This is a genomic window from Colwellia demingiae (genome assembly GCF_007954275.1).
Lineage (GTDB): Bacteria > Pseudomonadota > Gammaproteobacteria > Enterobacterales > Alteromonadaceae > Colwellia > Colwellia demingiae.
This window is the reverse complement of the sequence record NZ_VOLT01000004.1, coordinates 75,437-92,984: the sequence shown is the minus strand read 5'-3', so window position 1 is coordinate 92,984 and position 17,548 is coordinate 75,437. Positions and strand designations below refer to the sequence as shown.

The following is a 17,548-nucleotide window of genomic DNA, read 5'->3' as shown; positions in this document are numbered from 1 at the left end:
CCTCATCCCAAGTGCGCTTAGACAAGAAATCGACAGTCAGTTTTCTTATGTTATTCAATACCACTCGAAACTAAGGTTCACGCTTTGGCCTCGACTCAACAAAGGGATCCACTTCCACTTACGCGATGATCCTCAAAAAGATCTGATTCTACAGGCATGTTATCAATATCTGTCGCATCACCAGTGCATCATATCAACCGCACTATGTGGTTATTCTTTCAGTGATCTGCATAGTAATAGCAGTCCAGTGATAAGTAATAGCGCTGCCTACTTTTACCTAGTGGGTTCCATGTCTCAGATCAAACATAACCAGGATATAGGAGAAGTTGACTGGTTACTTAAAACGAATGCTGAGCTTTGGAGTGATATTTGCGGTGTGTTTCTAATTTACGAATATCGATACCAAGAAAGCAAACCTGACGTGGTGAGCTTTGCTAAACAATTTGCACCAATCAAAAAAGTTAATAATTATATGGAGTCTCATCATGCTTAAAACATACATGAAAAACACATCAATATTACATATCAAAGATTTTGATGAAGGTAGAAATGAGTTACTTGCAGATGTTTTATTAGGAGAAGTGATCACTGATGAAACAAAACGCTACATTCAAGGGGAATCAGTAATAACTTCTCCCATAGCGTGTTCAAATAGTAATGAATTCAAGACAGTGTCAGGAAGTTTCTATATCACTGAAGGACATACGTTTAATTTAACAATTTCTACAAAGGGGGTGGGCTGTAATAAAAGAAAATGCGCAATACCTTCACGGTCATATATTGCAAACCAATCAATACAACTAATTTCATAAACTTTAACCGGAGTACAATATGACAAACACAAATGAACAGACATTTTGCAATTGTTTTGGCTGTGATCGAGGAATTCTCGTAGGAGAAAAGGTTCACAGTTTAACTTATACATACGAGGAAATTTCAACACCAAGCATGGTTAGCCCAATTTATGCAGAGGGACTTGGAACATGGTGTGATAGCTGTTTTTCAAAACTAAAAAAGGATAAAAATTACCAAGTACCTTGTGAGCATATTCCAGACCAAACTGAATAATAAGAGTTAGGCTTAGCGAATGACAGCTTCATGATGCTGTCATTCGCTAAAAAACTAGAATATTGCCTATCCTTTATTTACCTGTCACAACTTGACAAAATTATGACTACCAACAATATCATCTGCCTCGAAGTAAACGAACTCTATACCGATAAGCAATTTCATCAATATAAAACTACTTTACCGAGTTTCTGCTTTTTTGAGTTAACACAAGAGCTACAAGCAACAATAGATGAGGCAAAGGAGTTGCTACTTGAAAAAGGGTTTCATGAGTTATCTTTTCAATTGAATTCCATTAACTGGTTTTTTAAGCTCACAAATAGATACCATCATGACATCAAAAGCTTTATTCATATTGGTGAAAAGAGCATTCATTTTTCAGGCCAAATGAGACCATTCGATGACGTTCACTTTTGCACGCCAAAAATATCTATCAACCAAGCTAAGTTTAATCAAATTCCGATAAAGCCCATCCAAATTAGTCAGCTAAAAGAGCCACTCGCAAAAGGTTTAATTACCAGAATAGAGCAACTAACTAGGCAATACAACGAAGCAGAAGACTTATATTATGGAATCGAGCCACTCTTAAGTGAACTGCAAAAATTAGATGATAAATCAGCCATGGACTTACACCTACATCTAGACTCCCAACTAGACTTACTCCATAGACAAGGTAATGAGCTACTGAAAAAAATGAAAAATTTGGAAGAAGAGATGTTGTCACTATCTCGTGCGATACTTCACAAAGTCTTTGGCATCAGCAAAGGCGACTGGATAAGTTACTTAGCAGTAAACTCAACTTCGCTTGTACAGCTTCAATATGAACATTGTGATATACACGAGCGTATATTAACTATACGAGGGGTAGGCATCAAAAAAAAAGGGGAATTAGGCAAACGAGAACAAATGATATCAATTGAGTTGATGAGCAAAGAATGAATATTCAAAAACTCATATCTCAAGTTCGTGCTGCGAAAAAACGGAGACTAATAAACAATTTTCATTGTTCGCCTAAAGGTGGTGTTGATGTTAGTGATGAAGATTTCCAATCGCTACTGCTGTTACTTAAAGATATGTTTAAGTCCTTCAAAGCACATAAGTGCAGTATAAAAGTATCATTTTACGGTGAAATCTATATCACCCTAATAGAACTGGGCCACTCTTTCGAATTATCTATCGCAAATAGACCTCTCTGCGCTGATATAAAATATGCTGACACTCACTTAGAAGGTAACCAATTCTTAAAATTGAACAGTTCAAATTTCGATAACTCACTAACGGTTTCATTTAAAACCTTAAGAAAAACATCAGAATGGAAACATTATAATCTTTCAGATGTTGAGTTACATGGCAGGGAGCTAGCTGAACTGATTACCAAAGAGATGCATCAAAGGGCTAAGTATTATTCAAGTAATGATGAAGTCTTAATATTAGACCAGACGACAAAGGAAGATATGTTCGCTGCAATTCATCTAGGCGGTGCAATATTAGGAAAGTCATCGATGTTGTATCACTTGTCAAAATATATCAGAAGTAAAATATACATTAGTAAAATATCGATTTCTGAGAACGATATAATTATGAGTGATACTTTTGATAGAGAGTGCAATACTCATTTTTTTGGCGATAGAGAAGCCAAATTTTTTAGTCAATATCTTATAAATTACTAAGTAAATCATTTAAGTCTACAACCTAATCAGCTTTAAAGTTTCTAGCTTTATTTACAGCTTTAATCAAAAGATCACATGATTTCGTAATGAATTCGTTTTAACGCAGTCATGATATTCTATAATTAAGTCAATTAAAGTTAATTGGATTATCGACATGGCACAAGAATCAATATCTATTAATAAAAGCTTACTAAAACACCTTCGAAAGCAAAAAGCTGAAAAACAAGAAGTAACAGCAATTTCCTGCCATATAGGTCATCGACAATATCAAAATATTGAAAGTTCTGGAAGGACAACTACCAAGGTCATCCAATCGATTGCACAACATTTCGATATATCTACTGACGAATTAATCAATGATAAAAAAGTAGATGATTCACTTTGGTATGTTACTAACCCTTATTTTTTAACAGGAAATATTGAACAAGGACATTATAAGGCGATTGGTGACATTACCAAAAGAGCAAACTGTTTTCATAGCGAAATGAACGTGCGTTTATCAATTAAAAATAAAAAGCAGTCTAAAGAAATAACTCTATTCATTAACGATGATGAGTTTTGCTGGAATTTACGCCCTGTTAGATTAGATGAAAAAATAGGATTGCTGTGGGATGAACTAACAGAATGGCAACAATATATATGGAATGATTCATTAGATGAATTGTTATATGCCTGCGTTTATGAAGTTGATATTGACGGGGAGCCTTTAATCCCCAAAAACATTAAGCCTCAATTTATGGTCGAATTTAATGAAGTTGGTGACAACAAAGTTAACTATAAAGGATACCGAATATTTAATTCAGATGCTGAGTTTAGAGTATCACTGAGTGAGTGGTTGGATAGTCTCACCTATACCAATCCGCCTACCCGTTCACAAAAAGGTAGCCTCAACATGATTTACGATTTTGCAAAAGAAAAAACAAAATCCATAACCATATCTCGCATGTGGCTCGATAACTCAGGAAAAACTCGCAGAGCGCCATGGCCTAGTGCCAACATAGATAGAGTAATCAAAGCTATCACCGATTTAAAAGATGGACGAAGAAGATGGGCACTCCCCATCGGCATTGGTGAAGCATGGGAAGGACAAAATATTCCATCGATGACACCTGAAATAGTTTGCAACGAAATAACTGAATTACCAGTAATTAATTTAACGTTCGAAAACGAATAACCAAGCTAAAGCATTTAAAAATAAGGAGATGAACATGGCTAAATCTAATAAACCTACACCAATTAATGGCCCAAGTAAAACAGGTGAAAAATCAGGAGGCGGACGAGGCAATAACTCGCCACGAGGAAAATAAATGTCTTGTGAAAAGAGTGAGGGCTATGACGCATACTGGAAAGGAAAGCCTAAAGGCTCAAATCCCTATAATTGGTCTAATGAAACTTGGTGGATGGTAGAAGATTGGGACAAAGGCTGGGAAGAGGGTCAAGATGAAGATTATGACGATGATGATTGACTTACCTACATACTAATAGATTGCCTCATATTTGAAGGGAGTACTTCCTTTCTAATATGAGTTTCATTTATTTGAATATAATGAGGCGATTTTTTTAATCGGCTACTAACTACGTTCTATTTCTCTCATAGGCAGGGATGTCGATATAATCATCATCTCCTCTAACTAAAGCCTCTTTTAAATTGGCTTTCGAGATTTTCTCGAATCAATAGTTTCATCAAAAATTTTATAATGAGCTTCTTCCATTAAAGTAAGAGCTTCTTCACTGGAAAAAACACCAAGGGTTTTACCTGCATGGATATATCCTTCTAATCTATGCTTTTTCTTTTCATCTTTCTTATGGTTGTTTGCGTCTTCAAATATTTCGACTAATTGCATAAAGCAAGAATCTATAAATGTTTGTTTATTCATAATTTCCTCAACCAATAAACTTGTTCACTAGCTTATCTATATTATGTTGCGTTGATCCCAATTCATCCAAAAGGTTTAGTCTTTGCGACTTGAGTTCTTCAATACCAGCATCTTCGAGCCAATATAAGTCTTTATAAGCCACTGGATGTAGAGAAGAGTTATTATTTATAATAATATTTAAAGGTACATGAAAACTCCGACCTTTTACTTCTTCCTTTGTATCAATTAGGTTTTTTAGCTCATCTAAACGAGCTAATACGTGTTTTTTATCAGATACAGTGTAGAAATCTACCGCATCTATAAACCGTACAGTATGACTATTTCGTTGCAATATTATTAGAACAAGTTCATACGTTTGCTGACTGAAAAGCTTCTGTGGCAATGTGATCACAGCACTTACACATCCACTTTTCACCAGTCGCGTTCGACTTTCAGTATCACTCTGCCTACTTAAAGCATTCTGAACTAGAAAAATATAGCCTGTGCCCTTTTTAGTTAAAGCAGAAGTCAAAACATTAGCTACATCAAATTCTGGATATCGAGGTAATTTATTTTCATCTTTATTAAGTTCGGGTTCTTTATTCTTATCTTTATTATTTCCAGTGTTTAGTGCCGAATCTTTATCTTTAATTTCACCTTTATTAATTACTTTTGGTAGTTTTGTCAGTTTCACTGCGAGGTTGGTCGAGTTGGGATGCAAATTATAACCTGGTTTCAGGCAATGGGAATTTAAGACATCAACATCAGCGCTATGAAGTAGTGCTAACAACCTCAATATATGCAATGGGGACTGATCAACCGATTCAACATCGACTGCTTGCTTTGGGTCTGAATCTAAAATCGAAATACTTGCTTCGGTATCAACGTCAAAAGGGAGATACATACGTTTTTTAGTAATACCACTTTTCATGACGTTTAGAAGTTTGAAATAAACAGGGCTTAAGCGAAGTGGTTCAACTTCAATATCATGGATGTTTTCAACATTCATCTGTTGTAGGGGCAGCAAGACTTCTCGATATCGCTCTATAGCTTCTACTTTAGTTAGTTTTTCTTGTTGATTTGCCAGGCCGCTAAGCTCGATTACCAGTCTATTTATATCTTCCACTAAATCAATTGAGTTGATACCACGTATCTGCTCCTCGATTAGTTCAATACATTGAGACACAGCGCTATTAGTTGAGTTATTGTTTTTAACAGATAACAGAATATGATTAAAATTATCTATCGTTTGAAAAGGCTCACCTAGTTCAAATTTCACCGTTGGCTCTGTTGAGTCATATAGATAGCAAAAAACAATAAAGAGAAAGAAATCTCTTTGTGAATTTGCGTTATTACTATCAATTAAAGAAGGTAAATAACAATGTTTGTAACTCTCGATAATGGAGCTTTTAAAATCATTCACTACCTTGCCCCTCAGTTTTTAATTCAATCAACTTCTGTAATTGCCTTTCCCGATTAGAAATCAGTTTTTCTAATATCACTTTTTCTTTACTGATCTCATTAGCCAATGTCATTAACTCCGTTTGCTCTTCTTTAGACAAAATCGGAATTTTAAGCTTTTCTAGTGCTGCTTTTCCCAAACTAGCTTGCTTACCCCCTCCTGACAGAGAGCTTAAAAATAACTGTGTTGAAGGTAGGTTAATGAAAAAAACTAAGAACTCAGATGGCAGTTTTTCTTCATCTGAAGTGCTGATAATTAGAAAGTTTTGACCAACCAATGTTGCTTCAGGAGCGTTGTTCACCATATATGCGTTATGGTCATCTCCTTTTTTCAAAATCAAGATATCTCCATCTTTCACATAGAAGTTAGAGTTATCAGTTGGTGAATTAATTTTCTCTAAATTTAAAACATCTACCTTTTTACCTAAACCGTCTTTAATTATATTTTTAATTTGGATCAAATAATGACTGCCATTCAGATCAAATTGAATAGTCTCTCGAAACGTATACCCTGAGCGGATCATGATGTCTTTATTATTGGTCATTTTAGATTTCTACATATTATTTATGCCCCTAATAATGGCACAGTTTAAATTTATATTGTATAAAAACTTGCGTTTATGCATAAAAAGGATCTACACTATTAATAACTTCACAGTACAGTATAAATTTATACCGTACTTCAGGTCTAATTAGTAGACTTGTTAGCTGACTGAATATAAGGAGGGTAGCTGTGTGCAAGTTAATAAAAATATATGTAATGATGAGAAATCATTTAGAAATTGTTCTTTTAGAATAAATAAATCACTGTTAGCCGTTAACGAGCTAGCTGGAGTCTATACATTTGATTATCCTTTAATAAAGCAGGTAGTCATCCAACCTTATTGTAGTAACCCCAAGTACTTGCTCTCTCTCTTGTGCAGTATTAGCTACCTACCATGCTCCAAATCAGTACATGCCTTACTGGTTCATCCACTTGAATCAAGCAACCAACGTTTTCGGCATGATGACATCCTATTTGAACAAAACTCCGAGCCACCGACAATTCTCTCGTAATACCTAAAATTTATTCGCTAATGTCTCGTTGTCTATGGCTTTCGCCATACACCTTTTGACTCGCGCCTAAATAATCTCTTAATCGTTTTAACAACGCTAAATGTGGATACACATTCTGTACGGGCTATTACTGCCTAAATAAACCAAAACACAATAATAGGAAATATTATGAACACTGAATTTAACGCATTTGTGAGTGAGATAAGCTCACCGAAAGTTATCAATATTGAACCGTTTGAGCTTAAACGAAAACTTGATAAAACCAGCAGAGTAAAACCATCAATTCTACATTACTCCCATCTGAACTTATTGATGGCGTATGCGGAAAGTCATACAGAAGCAAAATTCATACTCACTTTGGAATTTGACAAAAGCATTAAATATTTTTTAACCCAGCCAGCAACATTCACGATCGAAGTTGATGGGAAAATGGTTCCTCATACTCCTGATGTTGTTGTTATTTACCATGATGGAACTGTCGAATTCATACAAATAAAAACTGAGAAAAAAGCTAAGGATAAAGAATATTTAAGACGCTTTAATCAAATTGTAAGATTCTTCAAAAAAGAACTAGGTGTGGCTTACACGCTAAGAACTGAAGCATCTTTTGACGAAGGAAAGTACATCGAAAATCTTCAACAGTTGTATTTATACCTAGACATAAAACTCACTTCCCACATAACTAACAAAATAATAACCGAATTGCCATCAAACCTGACCATCTCAGCACTAGAGCAGCTATGTATTAAACACAACGAAACAGATATTTACGCTTGGGCGTTAATTGCCCAAGATTATTTCAGCTATGACTGCAAAAAAATATTAACCAAGCAAAGCAACATCACCCCAAACCATTAGGAGAAAAATGAAGACTTCAGAAATGAAACATTGGATAAAACCACTAAGTGAAAAGTTAGCAAAAAGAATGCAAATACAATACATAGCCCAAAAAGTAGAGACAAATAACGTAAATCAAAAATCAACTAAAAAGGATACAAAAAATGTCTAATCAACAATTTATTTTACAAGCAGGAATGAAAATCAACTTACGTGGAGAAGTAGCAACAGTTAAAGCAATCGGTGAAAACTTTTGCGTAATTGAATATTCGAATGGAGAGATGGCGTATCCACTACCAAGTGAGCTTATGTTGGCTTATCGAAGCGGGCTTCTCATCATTAAAAAGAAAGAAAATGCTCTTCTTATCAATAAGCAGTTAACCAACCAGGAAGATAAAGAAAAAGCAATTCGCGTTGAACATTACCTTGTTGAATTGCACCAACATGCTAATCCACACTCACTAAAAACGCGAAAAAAAGCAAAGGACATAGTCAAAAAACGACACGGTTATACGGGTAAAGATGTCCCTAGTGAATCTACTCTTCGTCGTTGGTATGTTTCGTGGATACAGAACGAAATGGAAATATATTCTGTTATAAAACGCGCTAAAAAAACACGTGCATCTCGTCATTCTGAAGCTGTAGTTGAATTAGCTGAATCAATTATTGATGAGTATTACTTAATCCCTCAAGGGCTTAATAAACGTCAAACTTATTTCAAGTTCAAAGAACATTATGACGAATTAATAGCTGCAAATGAGATCGAAGGGAGATCTATTAGTGAATCTAGATTTTACGAGTTACTTAATGAACTAAATCAACTCGATGTTGTTTACGCTCGTTATGGAAAAGATGAAGCTAGAAAATTCGCTAGATGTAGTGAAGGGATGTATGTGCTTGATTTTCCATTACAAAGAGTGGAGATCGATGCTGTTCACCTAAAGATTGGTCTACTCGATGATGAAACTGGGGAGTTTTTAGGCACTGCGATTGTTTATTTAGCCATTGATACATACACACGTTGCATTGTTGGCTACAGCGTGTCTGTAGGTAATAAACCCAGTGAAATATCTGATGCTGTTATCGAGCTTATAAAACATTGCGTGACCCCTAAAATCAAATCTGTCTTTGCACAGAACAATTGGCCCCTGACTGGCATACCATTCGCCTTTGTTGGTGATGCTGGGAAAGCATTCAAATGCCGCGTAGTTACAAATTTAATGGCTCAACTCAAATGTACTCACATAACCACGGAAACTAAGTCTCCTTGGCGCAAGGGTATGATAGAAGCCTATAATCGCGGATTCCGTAGTATGTACGCATCTAACCTCCCAGGATACACGCGTAACAACGATGAAGATAAGACAGATAAGACTATAGAGGAGATTGCCACGCTTACCCTTGGTGAATTTATTAGCACGTTAGAAATCTACATTTTGGACCACTATCATCAAAATCCACACAAAGGATTGTTCTTAGATACGCCTGCAAATGTATGTGAAGAAGCACTTAAGGAATGCAGCCCTAGAATAGTGGCTGATTTGAAAAAGTTAGAAGTGTTCTCAGGAGTTGAACTTGAAGGTGTGATCCAAGGGTGCCAGGGCATTCAGCGAAATACCTTGTATTACAATTCTCGTCAGTTAAATGACCTTCGCCTTGCTATTACGTTACATGGCGACAAAAAGAATCCAAAAGTGCCTTTTTTATACGACAAAAACGATGTTTCCAAAATATCAGTCATTGATGAAACCACAGGGGTATTGTTTGAAGTCCCTTGTTGCGACCCTCGTGTTTTGCCAGGAATGAGCTTAGCTGAATTTAACCGCCAATACCGATCTGGCTCTAGAACAAATACCACAAACGTATTCACCAAATCTAACTGGGTCGTATCTGAAGCAATTAAGCGCAAACAGGAAGAAATCATGCTTAAGAAAAAGGAAAAAGCGGCATTGGCTAAGAAAATGCGTGAAGAAAAGAAAGAACAAAAGAACAAACAAGCTAAAAACAAAGCTTCTCAACCAAGTGACATAACCGAGAGAGCGACCGAACACGTCCAGCAAGAAGCCAATCGACATGCTAGAAATCATACCGATAAAACGGTGCAGAAAAATGATGGTCGTCCTACAAATCGCCCAGTAACTCGCCCAGTAACTAAATAACTATAGGAAATTAAATTATGAATAACACTCAACCAAACGAAATCGCAACATTCGAGAAACGCATTTGCTGGCATGATGATTTTCAAGATACTCAAGACGCCATTAAAAAGCTATTAAGCTACACAGGGAGAAAGCCGAAGGCTAGACTACTAAAAGGCAAACCAGGCACCGGAAAAACGTTGTCAGCACTTACAGCTATGGACACTTTACATCAAGAGAGTAGTACTGACGCATTAACGATGAAACCAACTGTCTACATCAATGTGTCATTGTTTAACTCTCCAGGTCAATTGCTATCAGCAATCCTTGAGCAATTAGGAGACATTAACCCTTATAAAGGGGTAATGCCGCAAAAAGTAAAAACAATTATCCGCTTATTTAAAGAACAAGGCGTGAAATTAGTCATTATTGACGAATTTCAAGATATTTTACCAAAGAGCCGCATTCAACCGACATCCAAAATTTATCGTTTTTTGAAAGGTTTTTTAGATGAATGCGGTGTGCCATTTCTATTACTAGGTACTGAACATTCTGAACGTTTTCTTGAAGTAGACGAGCAAATTAGAACGCGTTTTTTGCCCACTCAAGAGTTGTTTGCTTTCAGTTGCTTGTCAGATGCAGAAAAACTTCGATTTGCGTTAATTATTGAAAGCGTACTTTTAAAGTTTCCTAGAAAGACAGAAGGGTTAGATTTTACAGAAAGTTACTTTGATGATAATGGAAAAGAAGTCATTACATTGAAGTCTAATCACAACATGTTATATCGCTTAAATCTTGCTACTAAAGGCTTGATGAGAGTTATTGTAAATCTGTTCACTGAATGTATTGAGCTTACAAATTCCGAAGACATTGTTGATAACGATATATTACAGGTAGCTTACGACAATGTAGTCAATGGAAGTCACACAATAAATCCTTTTGATATGTCAAATACACTAAGCAGAGTCAAAGTTAGATTAGCCAAGGAGGGCCTTTATAATGCTAAATAATACAGTTGAGAAATTAGAGTTTGCAGTACGCCCTCGCCCAAATCATGCCGAATCTGCGCAAGGCTTTCTTTTAAGATTAGCTGTATCAAATGGCCGATATGAGCTATCTAAATTGGCTGAGGCAATTGATTATAAATATAAACCTTCTAGCTTCGTCCTAGGTGGTGCTGATGTTGAGTCATTTCTACTGGCGCTATCAGGAGCATTACGCTTATCAGGTCATGATTTAGTTTCTAGCTTCTCAATGTCTATAGACATTGAAGATAATAGGAGAGCAGTTAATGAAATCAGATTACCAACGCCTAAAGTTTGCCCTAGTTGCATGATTCATGATGATAGCCGTTATATCAAAGAACCTTGGGAATATGCTCACCACACTCATTGTGAAGAACATAACGTTGTATTAGTAGACCGATGCCCACGTTGTACAGAGCCTTTATCTTGGAACGGTGATATATTTCAGGGTTGCTCATGTTGTGGTTACAGGTGGGAAAGCTATCAAACTGTTACACAGTCATTGCCGATATATCAAACAATATGCAATGAATTAACAGATTTAGAACTGAAGGAATACTTAGCTGCCCTCTATCAAAACTTAATTTTTGTATCACGGCCTTTCGACTTAAGTTTTGATAAATTTAAACAACTACCAAAAGATCTAATCAATATCCCTTACTTGTTTGAACTTGCCTTTCAGCTAACGATAAGTGATGAAGCTAAAGCTGATTGGGAGGAAATGAGATTAAGCCATTTCAAAGCTGACACCAATTTGAACAGTTTAGATGATCATTCATTACAAGTCTTAGCACAGCTTCCTAGTTCAAATGTTTCAACAGGATTTCTAAAAGATAAAGCACAGTCTAAACCTGAACAGTGCATGCTTCCTATAAGACAACGAGTGATGGTTTCTAGCTTAAGAATTCGAAATAGTGATTCAGTACGAGATTATCAATATCAGATCAGCCTCGGTAGAGCGGCAAAGTTACTAGGTGTAGATAAAAAAACTATTAATGCCTTGGTAGAGCTTGATTTAGTCTCGGCATATTCAGGATCAGTAGCATCAAGGGCAAGAATTGTTTCAGGAAGTAGTGTTGCTAAACTTATATCAATGATAATTGAGCATTCTCTTAATATCGATAATCAGGAAGATAAGTTGATTTCTCTTAAAGAGTTAATGAAAGGACTGCCCTATTTTAATTGTGACTTGTCTAGTTTAGTGATGCTTATTGTCACTAATAAATGTCAAACTTATCTTGATAAAAAGAATACTTTCTCTATTCCTTATTTATTTGTTAACCGTGAAGAAATAGCTTTTCATTTAGAGCAATATTTTGTTGAAAGTATTAGATACGATCTGTCTAGAAATAAACTTCAACAGTTATGTATCCTAAAACCTCATCAATTTATTGAGTTAAAGAATACTTTTAATTTACAAGAAACAGGACCTGTAGCTTCTTTAGCAAAGTTAAATCCGGTTCAAATATCTTCATTTTTTGAGCAACATATATTGATAAATCGCTGGGCAAAAATTGCAGGAGTTAAATTGAGATCAGTTATTCAATTTTTGAAATGCGAACCTGATATTACATCAAACTCAATTTTGGAGCATCAAGACATTTATATCTATGAAAAGTCTGATGAGTTATTCGATTCGCTAACAAGATACTTAATTTATCATAAAGGCGAGGTTCACTTTCTCGCCAACATCTGCATTTAATCCCATCTCAAACTTCCTGCCTTAAAATATTTTAAATCACTTACTCTCCATCAGAAAACTTGCTACTATTTCCCCATAAGAATACAAATAAAACATAATACAAACAACCTATTGCACACTAAGGACTATTCGGTTAATTTCAAAGTTAACTGGAAATTTAAGGTCTCAAAAGTCGCTTAGCAGGGCATTTAGAATCCGCTTAACTGGGCACTTTTACCAAAAACCTCATTTTTAAAGGGCTTCAGCCTTAGCTAGAGTTTCATCCCCAACCGAGACCAGCATTTTAGCGACAGGGGTGATGAAGGTGATGTGTTAGGGGACTTTTTTCCCAAAAAGAAAAAGCGCCCCCTAACAGAGGCAATTATCGGTGTTTAGAATAGTTCATCATCGATAGCAAACAAACATTCACTGCCTGATTTTGCTGATGCAATTAATGAAAGTCGACGTGGCAATAATCGAGTAAAGAAGTATCGAGCAGTATGCACTTTACTTTGATAAAAATCTTCACCGCTCTCACCATTGTTCTGTTGCTGTGACAAAGAAACCTGTGCCATTTTCGCCCAAACAAATGCCATCGCTGTATAACCAAATACATGCAAATAGTCATTTGCCGATGCGCCTAACTCATTTATATCATCTTGTGACTTAGATAATAAATCAGTCGTTAATTCAGTTAAATCAGTTACCGCTGCAGCTAGAGGCGTAATAAATTCACTCATGGCTTGATCATGGCTATTACTTTCAATGAAAGTATTCACTTCATCAGTAAACACTTTTAACATAGCACCTTTTGAACCGGCTACTTTGCGCATCAATAAATCCATAGCTTGAATACCGTTGGTGCCTTCATATATTTGGGTAATTCGAGCATCACGTACTAATTGTTCTTGACCCCATTCACGAATGTAACCATGGCCACCAAAAACTTGTTGACCCGTAACCGTATTTTCGAAGCCTAAATCAGTAAAGAATGCTTTGGCAATAGGCGTCATCAATGCTGCTAACGTCTCACCTTTAGCTTGCTCTTCGCCTTCACCATAAGTAGCATAATCGAGTTGCATAGAAATATAACTTGAAAGCGCACGTGATCCTTCATTCAGCGCTTTCATATTTAAAAGCATACGACGAACATCACCATGAACCATGATAGAGTCAGCTTCTTGATTAGGGTTTTTAACACCATTCGTTTTACTATCAAGTGCTCGACCTTGTAATCTGTCTTTCGCGTACTCTAGCGCATTTTGATAAGAACGTACCGCAGCGCTCAAACCTTGGATACCTACACCAATACGTTCAAAGTTCATCATAGTGAACATACAGGCTAGGCCTTTATTTAACTCACCAATTAAGAAACCTTTTGAATCATCAAAATTCATTACACAAGTTGCCGAGGCATGAATACCCATTTTATGCTCTATAGAGCCACAACTAACATTGTTATATTCACCAAGTGTTTCATCATCATTAACATTGAACTTAGGCACTAAAAACAGAGAAATACCACGAGGACCTGCTGGCGCATCTGGTAATTTAGCTAATACTAAATGAACAATGTTTTCAGTAAGATCATGTTCGCCACCGGTGATAAATATTTTATTACCGGTAATGCTATAACTACCATCATCTTGTGGAATAGCTTTTGTACGAATAATACCCAAATCAGAGCCTGAATGTGATTCAGTTAGACACATAGATGCAGACCAATCACCAGCATACATACGCGTTAAGTAGCGCTCTTTTAATTCTTCACTACCATGCTTTGCTAATGATAGCGCTGCACCTGCGGTAAGTACTGGATAAAGCGCAAAAGATATATCGGCGCTACACAACATTTCTTCATGCATCGCAGTTAACATTTTTGGCATACCCATGCCGCCATAGTTAACATCACCGCCAAGTGCAGTCCAGCCTCCCTCAGCATAAGTATTAAACGCTTCTTTATAACCAGGAGCGGTGGTAACTACACCATCTTTAAAACTCACACCAATTTCATCACCTTGACGAGCAATAGGATCAAGTTCTTGTTCAGCAATTTTGGCACATTCTTGTAAAATAGCTTGAGCAGTTTCTTTATCAACTTGCTCCGCTAATTTAGGTAGTTTTTGCCACATATCATCCGCTTTAAATACTTCATAAAGCAAAAAACTCATCTCTTTTAACGGAACTTTATACTCAGCCATGATGACTTCCCTTAATAAATTTTGATTTCTGTGCGGTAAACACACAATTAAAACACTTGTTTGAATAATAATATAAATCATGAAAATGTAAAGCTATATCGAACAATACCTCAGTATTTTTTACTTAATGGAAAGGTTATTAAGATAAATAATGGCATTTTCTAGTTAGAACTTTGATCGCTATTTGTTATTATCTTTAAAACTAAGTTAATGTGTTATTTAGGCTTTATATCCGTTATCAATTGAGATGCATGTTTCAGAGTGCTTGAGCGATTCCAATGGCAGGGGTAAATATGCAAATTAATGATAGTGATAATAACTTTACGAACATCTGTACTAGCGAGTAAAAATTACGTGACCATCGATTTACCCTATTCATTTTTTAAGAAGTGTCATCTTCCGCTGACGATAATAACCTTGCTATTACTTTTTATTACTAAAGCACAAGCACAGCAATTGAGCTTTAGTAAAACTCAAGTCGACCAAGGTTATAACTTTCAATATCAATGGCTCGATCACACCAAGACCAAACAGGCAATAAGCTTTACCTTAAATCAAGAAGGGTTATTTGAGCGTTTTAGGAGTTTTAGAACTTACCAAGATAGTTATGCACAAAAGACAATTCTCAAGCGTATTAAGAAAAAAATGCAACAAAATCCTATTCAGGGCGTACAAATATTTTATCGACAACAACAAAATAGGTTTGTCATTGAAGCCAAGGGCTCAGATAGAGATAAGGTAACAAAAGCTTATCAAACATTAGCTAGACTTGAGCAAGAGGTAACGCAACAGTACCTTGAGGATACTTATTATCAAACGTATACCAATCATGAACAGATAAATGGTATTAAAGTAGATCATGTGAGTATTGCTAATAATTCGGTCCTTGATTTAAAACCATTAAAACCACTCATTTTAGATCATGTATCAATTAAGAATATTCGAAAGGTCACCAACTACGTATTAGGTTTTGTACAGAGCATTCCTTATAACACCTTAGAGTCTCGCCTAACTTCTTCCGGTGCGGGTTTTAGTCCACCATTACAATTACTGTGGGAAAATCAGGGCGATTGCGATAGTAAAATGACGTTAACTGCGGCGTTATTAAGAGCTTTGATGCCGCGTATTGAGATGGCTTTAATTTATATTGATGGCCATGCTTTTATTGGAATCAATATAGAGGGCGAAGCAGGAGAAGTAACTATTACCCATAATAAAGTAAAGTATTTATTAGCTGAACCTACAGGACCAGCGTTACTGCCTTTAGGCACAATAGCTCCAGAGTCCGAGTTAGCAATTAATCAAGGGCACTATATTGCCCAAGATTATCATGAAGTTTTAGCTGAGTAGAAAACTGAACTTAAAGCTGAGTAAGTAGACTAGGCTACTTGTTCGTAGCAGCAACCTTAAGGAATTAGGATTTAGTCACTATCTGCAACATGAGCAAGAAAGGTTAAACTCGGCGCAAAAAAAGCACTGCCCGTTTCGGCTTGGGTATATTTAAGTAAGTGGTCCGAGTTACCATGCCCATCACCATGAATCATGCTTTTAAGCATAATCTCAAAGGGCTTAGGTGACTGACAATACGAAACAAAAAATAAGCCTTTACGCTTCATGTCACCATAAGGCATGCTTTGCCTTACAATTTCAAGACTATTCCCTTGTTCATCTTTAAGACTGGTACGTTTAGTATGGGCAGTTAGTGCCTTATCTTCGTTATCATATTCAACGTTGTCTAGTTTGGTTCGACCATAAACATCTTCTTGTTCATGTTCAGCGAGAGATCCCCACAGTGTCAAATTATGTTGATACCGTTGAGTGTGCAAATAACTACCGCCAGCAAAGTTAATATCATCTTCACCTTTAACCAGCGCTACTTCTCGACGATGTAAACCTTGAGGATTTTCAGTACCATCAACAAAACCTGTTAAATCTCTACCATCTAAAAATCTAAAAGCTTGTACTTGTTCAATTAATTCAACACTATCACCAAGTAACTGACACACCTTAGTACTGACAATATGATTAACATCGGCACGATCACTGCGAATTTCAATATAAATATCATAGCTATTTGTCGGTGCAACTCTGTCATCACTATGCATTGCAGGAAATGGCGTTAACATTGCTGGACGTGCTTGTGGATAAAACTCATCCCAATAAGCGTCACCAATAGCCACAACGCCAATAAGATTTGCTTCCGAAAATTGATCAGAGTAATTATCAAAAAGCTTGGGTAAACGAGAAATTGCCGCACGAATAAAAGCATTTTTATCATCGAGTGCGTTAAATAATAGATAATTTCCATGAAGGTTTGGTTCAGCGCAAATACCAAATTGTTCTCTAGCCATTTTCCATTCCTATTAGCATATTTTATATGACAAACTTATATTGTTTGTATTGTACACAATAAATATTATTTTATACTACTTTCATTAAGTTTATGATCTTGTTTTACGTAAAGAAAATAAATTGGAGTGATACGTAGACTTGGTAATTTTAACCAGCATAAGCGCACATTAATTTAATAAAATTACTCTTAGCATGCTACAAAC

The 17,548-nt window shown here is 36.0% G+C and carries 18 protein-coding genes; 13 read left to right on the top strand and 5 right to left on the bottom strand.

Going from position 1 to position 17,548, the window contains the following annotated elements:
• Positions 1–289: 289 nt before the first annotated feature.
• The 7 genes from ESZ36_RS08535 to ESZ36_RS22505 all read left to right on the top strand — a co-directional run bounded on the left by ESZ36_RS08535 (position 290) and on the right by ESZ36_RS22505 (position 4,204).
• Positions 290–493, top strand: coding sequence for a hypothetical protein (locus ESZ36_RS08535; RefSeq protein ID WP_146786344.1), 204 nt, complete (start codon positions 290–292; stop codon positions 491–493).
• Entirely contained in the window at positions 486–812 is a 327-nt protein-coding gene (locus ESZ36_RS08530) for a hypothetical protein (protein ID WP_146786341.1), read from the top strand. The genes ESZ36_RS08535 and ESZ36_RS08530 overlap by 8 nt, the downstream gene beginning before the upstream one ends.
• A gap of 19 nt (positions 813–831) precedes the next feature.
• On the top strand, positions 832–1,068 hold the full coding sequence (locus tag ESZ36_RS08525; protein ID WP_146786338.1) for a hypothetical protein: 237 nt from the start codon (positions 832–834) through the stop codon (positions 1,066–1,068).
• Positions 1,069–1,170: 102 nt separating this feature from the next.
• Complete coding sequence (locus ESZ36_RS08520; protein ID WP_146786335.1) at positions 1,171–2,007, top strand: hypothetical protein; 837 nt, start codon at positions 1,171–1,173, stop codon at positions 2,005–2,007.
• Entirely contained in the window at positions 2,004–2,738 is a 735-nt protein-coding gene (locus ESZ36_RS08515; protein ID WP_146786332.1) for a hypothetical protein, read from the top strand. Before ESZ36_RS08520 ends, ESZ36_RS08515 begins: the two co-directional genes overlap by 4 nt.
• 154 nt (positions 2,739–2,892) lie before the next feature.
• Positions 2,893–3,912, top strand: a complete 1,020-nt coding sequence (locus ESZ36_RS08510) for a helix-turn-helix domain-containing protein (RefSeq protein WP_146786329.1) — start codon at positions 2,893–2,895, stop codon at positions 3,910–3,912.
• A gap of 133 nt (positions 3,913–4,045) precedes the next feature.
• Positions 4,046–4,204, top strand: coding sequence for a hypothetical protein (locus tag ESZ36_RS22505; protein ID WP_170235807.1), 159 nt, complete (start codon positions 4,046–4,048; stop codon positions 4,202–4,204).
• 177 nt (positions 4,205–4,381) lie between these two features.
• Here ESZ36_RS22505 and ESZ36_RS08505 read toward each other — a convergent pair whose 3' ends face one another.
• From ESZ36_RS08505 to ESZ36_RS08495, 3 genes are read right to left on the bottom strand one after another with little or no spacing between them, the layout of a single operon-like run.
• The gene (locus ESZ36_RS08505; protein ID WP_146786326.1) at positions 4,382–4,615 is read right to left on the bottom strand and encodes a hypothetical protein; all 234 of its coding nucleotides are present in this window, start codon (positions 4,613–4,615) and stop codon (positions 4,382–4,384) included.
• A 7-nt stretch (positions 4,616–4,622) separates the two neighbouring features.
• On the bottom strand, positions 4,623–6,017 hold the full coding sequence (locus tag ESZ36_RS08500) for an N-6 DNA methylase (protein WP_146786323.1): 1,395 nt from the start codon (positions 6,015–6,017) through the stop codon (positions 4,623–4,625).
• Positions 6,010–6,600 carry a restriction endonuclease subunit S gene (locus tag ESZ36_RS08495; protein WP_146786321.1) on the bottom strand — a complete coding sequence of 197 codons (591 nt, stop codon included), beginning with the start codon at positions 6,598–6,600 and terminating at the stop codon, positions 6,010–6,012. The genes ESZ36_RS08500 and ESZ36_RS08495 overlap by 8 nt, the downstream gene beginning before the upstream one ends.
• 679 nt (positions 6,601–7,279) lie before the next feature.
• On the opposite strand from ESZ36_RS08495, the gene ESZ36_RS08490 reads away from it, so the two are divergent.
• Genes ESZ36_RS08490 through ESZ36_RS08475 form a run of 5 tightly spaced genes read left to right on the top strand, consistent with a single transcriptional unit; the run spans position 7,280 to position 12,813 of the window.
• Positions 7,280–7,969, top strand: coding sequence for a TnsA endonuclease N-terminal domain-containing protein (locus ESZ36_RS08490; protein ID WP_146786318.1), 690 nt, complete (start codon positions 7,280–7,282; stop codon positions 7,967–7,969).
• A gap of 7 nt (positions 7,970–7,976) precedes the next feature.
• A complete protein-coding gene (locus ESZ36_RS22500) occupies positions 7,977–8,120 on the top strand; it encodes a hypothetical protein (protein WP_170235806.1) in 144 nt (47 codons plus the stop codon).
• The gene (locus ESZ36_RS08485) at positions 8,113–10,107 is read left to right on the top strand and encodes a DDE-type integrase/transposase/recombinase (RefSeq protein WP_146786315.1); all 1,995 of its coding nucleotides are present in this window, start codon (positions 8,113–8,115) and stop codon (positions 10,105–10,107) included. Before ESZ36_RS22500 ends, ESZ36_RS08485 begins: the two co-directional genes overlap by 8 nt.
• A gap of 17 nt (positions 10,108–10,124) precedes the next feature.
• Entirely contained in the window at positions 10,125–11,096 is a 972-nt protein-coding gene (locus ESZ36_RS08480; protein WP_146786312.1) for a TniB family NTP-binding protein, read from the top strand.
• Positions 11,086–12,813, top strand: a complete 1,728-nt coding sequence (locus ESZ36_RS08475; protein WP_146786310.1) for a TniQ family protein — start codon at positions 11,086–11,088, stop codon at positions 12,811–12,813. Before ESZ36_RS08480 ends, ESZ36_RS08475 begins: the two co-directional genes overlap by 11 nt.
• A gap of 371 nt (positions 12,814–13,184) precedes the next feature.
• Here ESZ36_RS08475 and ESZ36_RS08470 read toward each other — a convergent pair whose 3' ends face one another.
• On the bottom strand, positions 13,185–14,993 hold the full coding sequence (locus tag ESZ36_RS08470) for an acyl-CoA dehydrogenase C-terminal domain-containing protein (RefSeq protein WP_146786307.1): 1,809 nt from the start codon (positions 14,991–14,993) through the stop codon (positions 13,185–13,187).
• A 303-nt stretch (positions 14,994–15,296) separates the two neighbouring features.
• On the opposite strand from ESZ36_RS08470, the gene ESZ36_RS08465 reads away from it, so the two are divergent.
• Positions 15,297–16,343: a hypothetical protein gene (locus ESZ36_RS08465; RefSeq protein ID WP_146786304.1), complete on the top strand. Its 1,047-nt coding sequence runs from the start codon at positions 15,297–15,299 to the stop codon at positions 16,341–16,343.
• Between the two features lie 71 nt (positions 16,344–16,414).
• Here ESZ36_RS08465 and ESZ36_RS08460 read toward each other — a convergent pair whose 3' ends face one another.
• Positions 16,415–17,344, bottom strand: coding sequence for a Dyp-type peroxidase (locus ESZ36_RS08460; protein ID WP_146786301.1), 930 nt, complete (start codon positions 17,342–17,344; stop codon positions 16,415–16,417).
• Positions 17,345–17,548 lie beyond the last annotated feature (204 nt).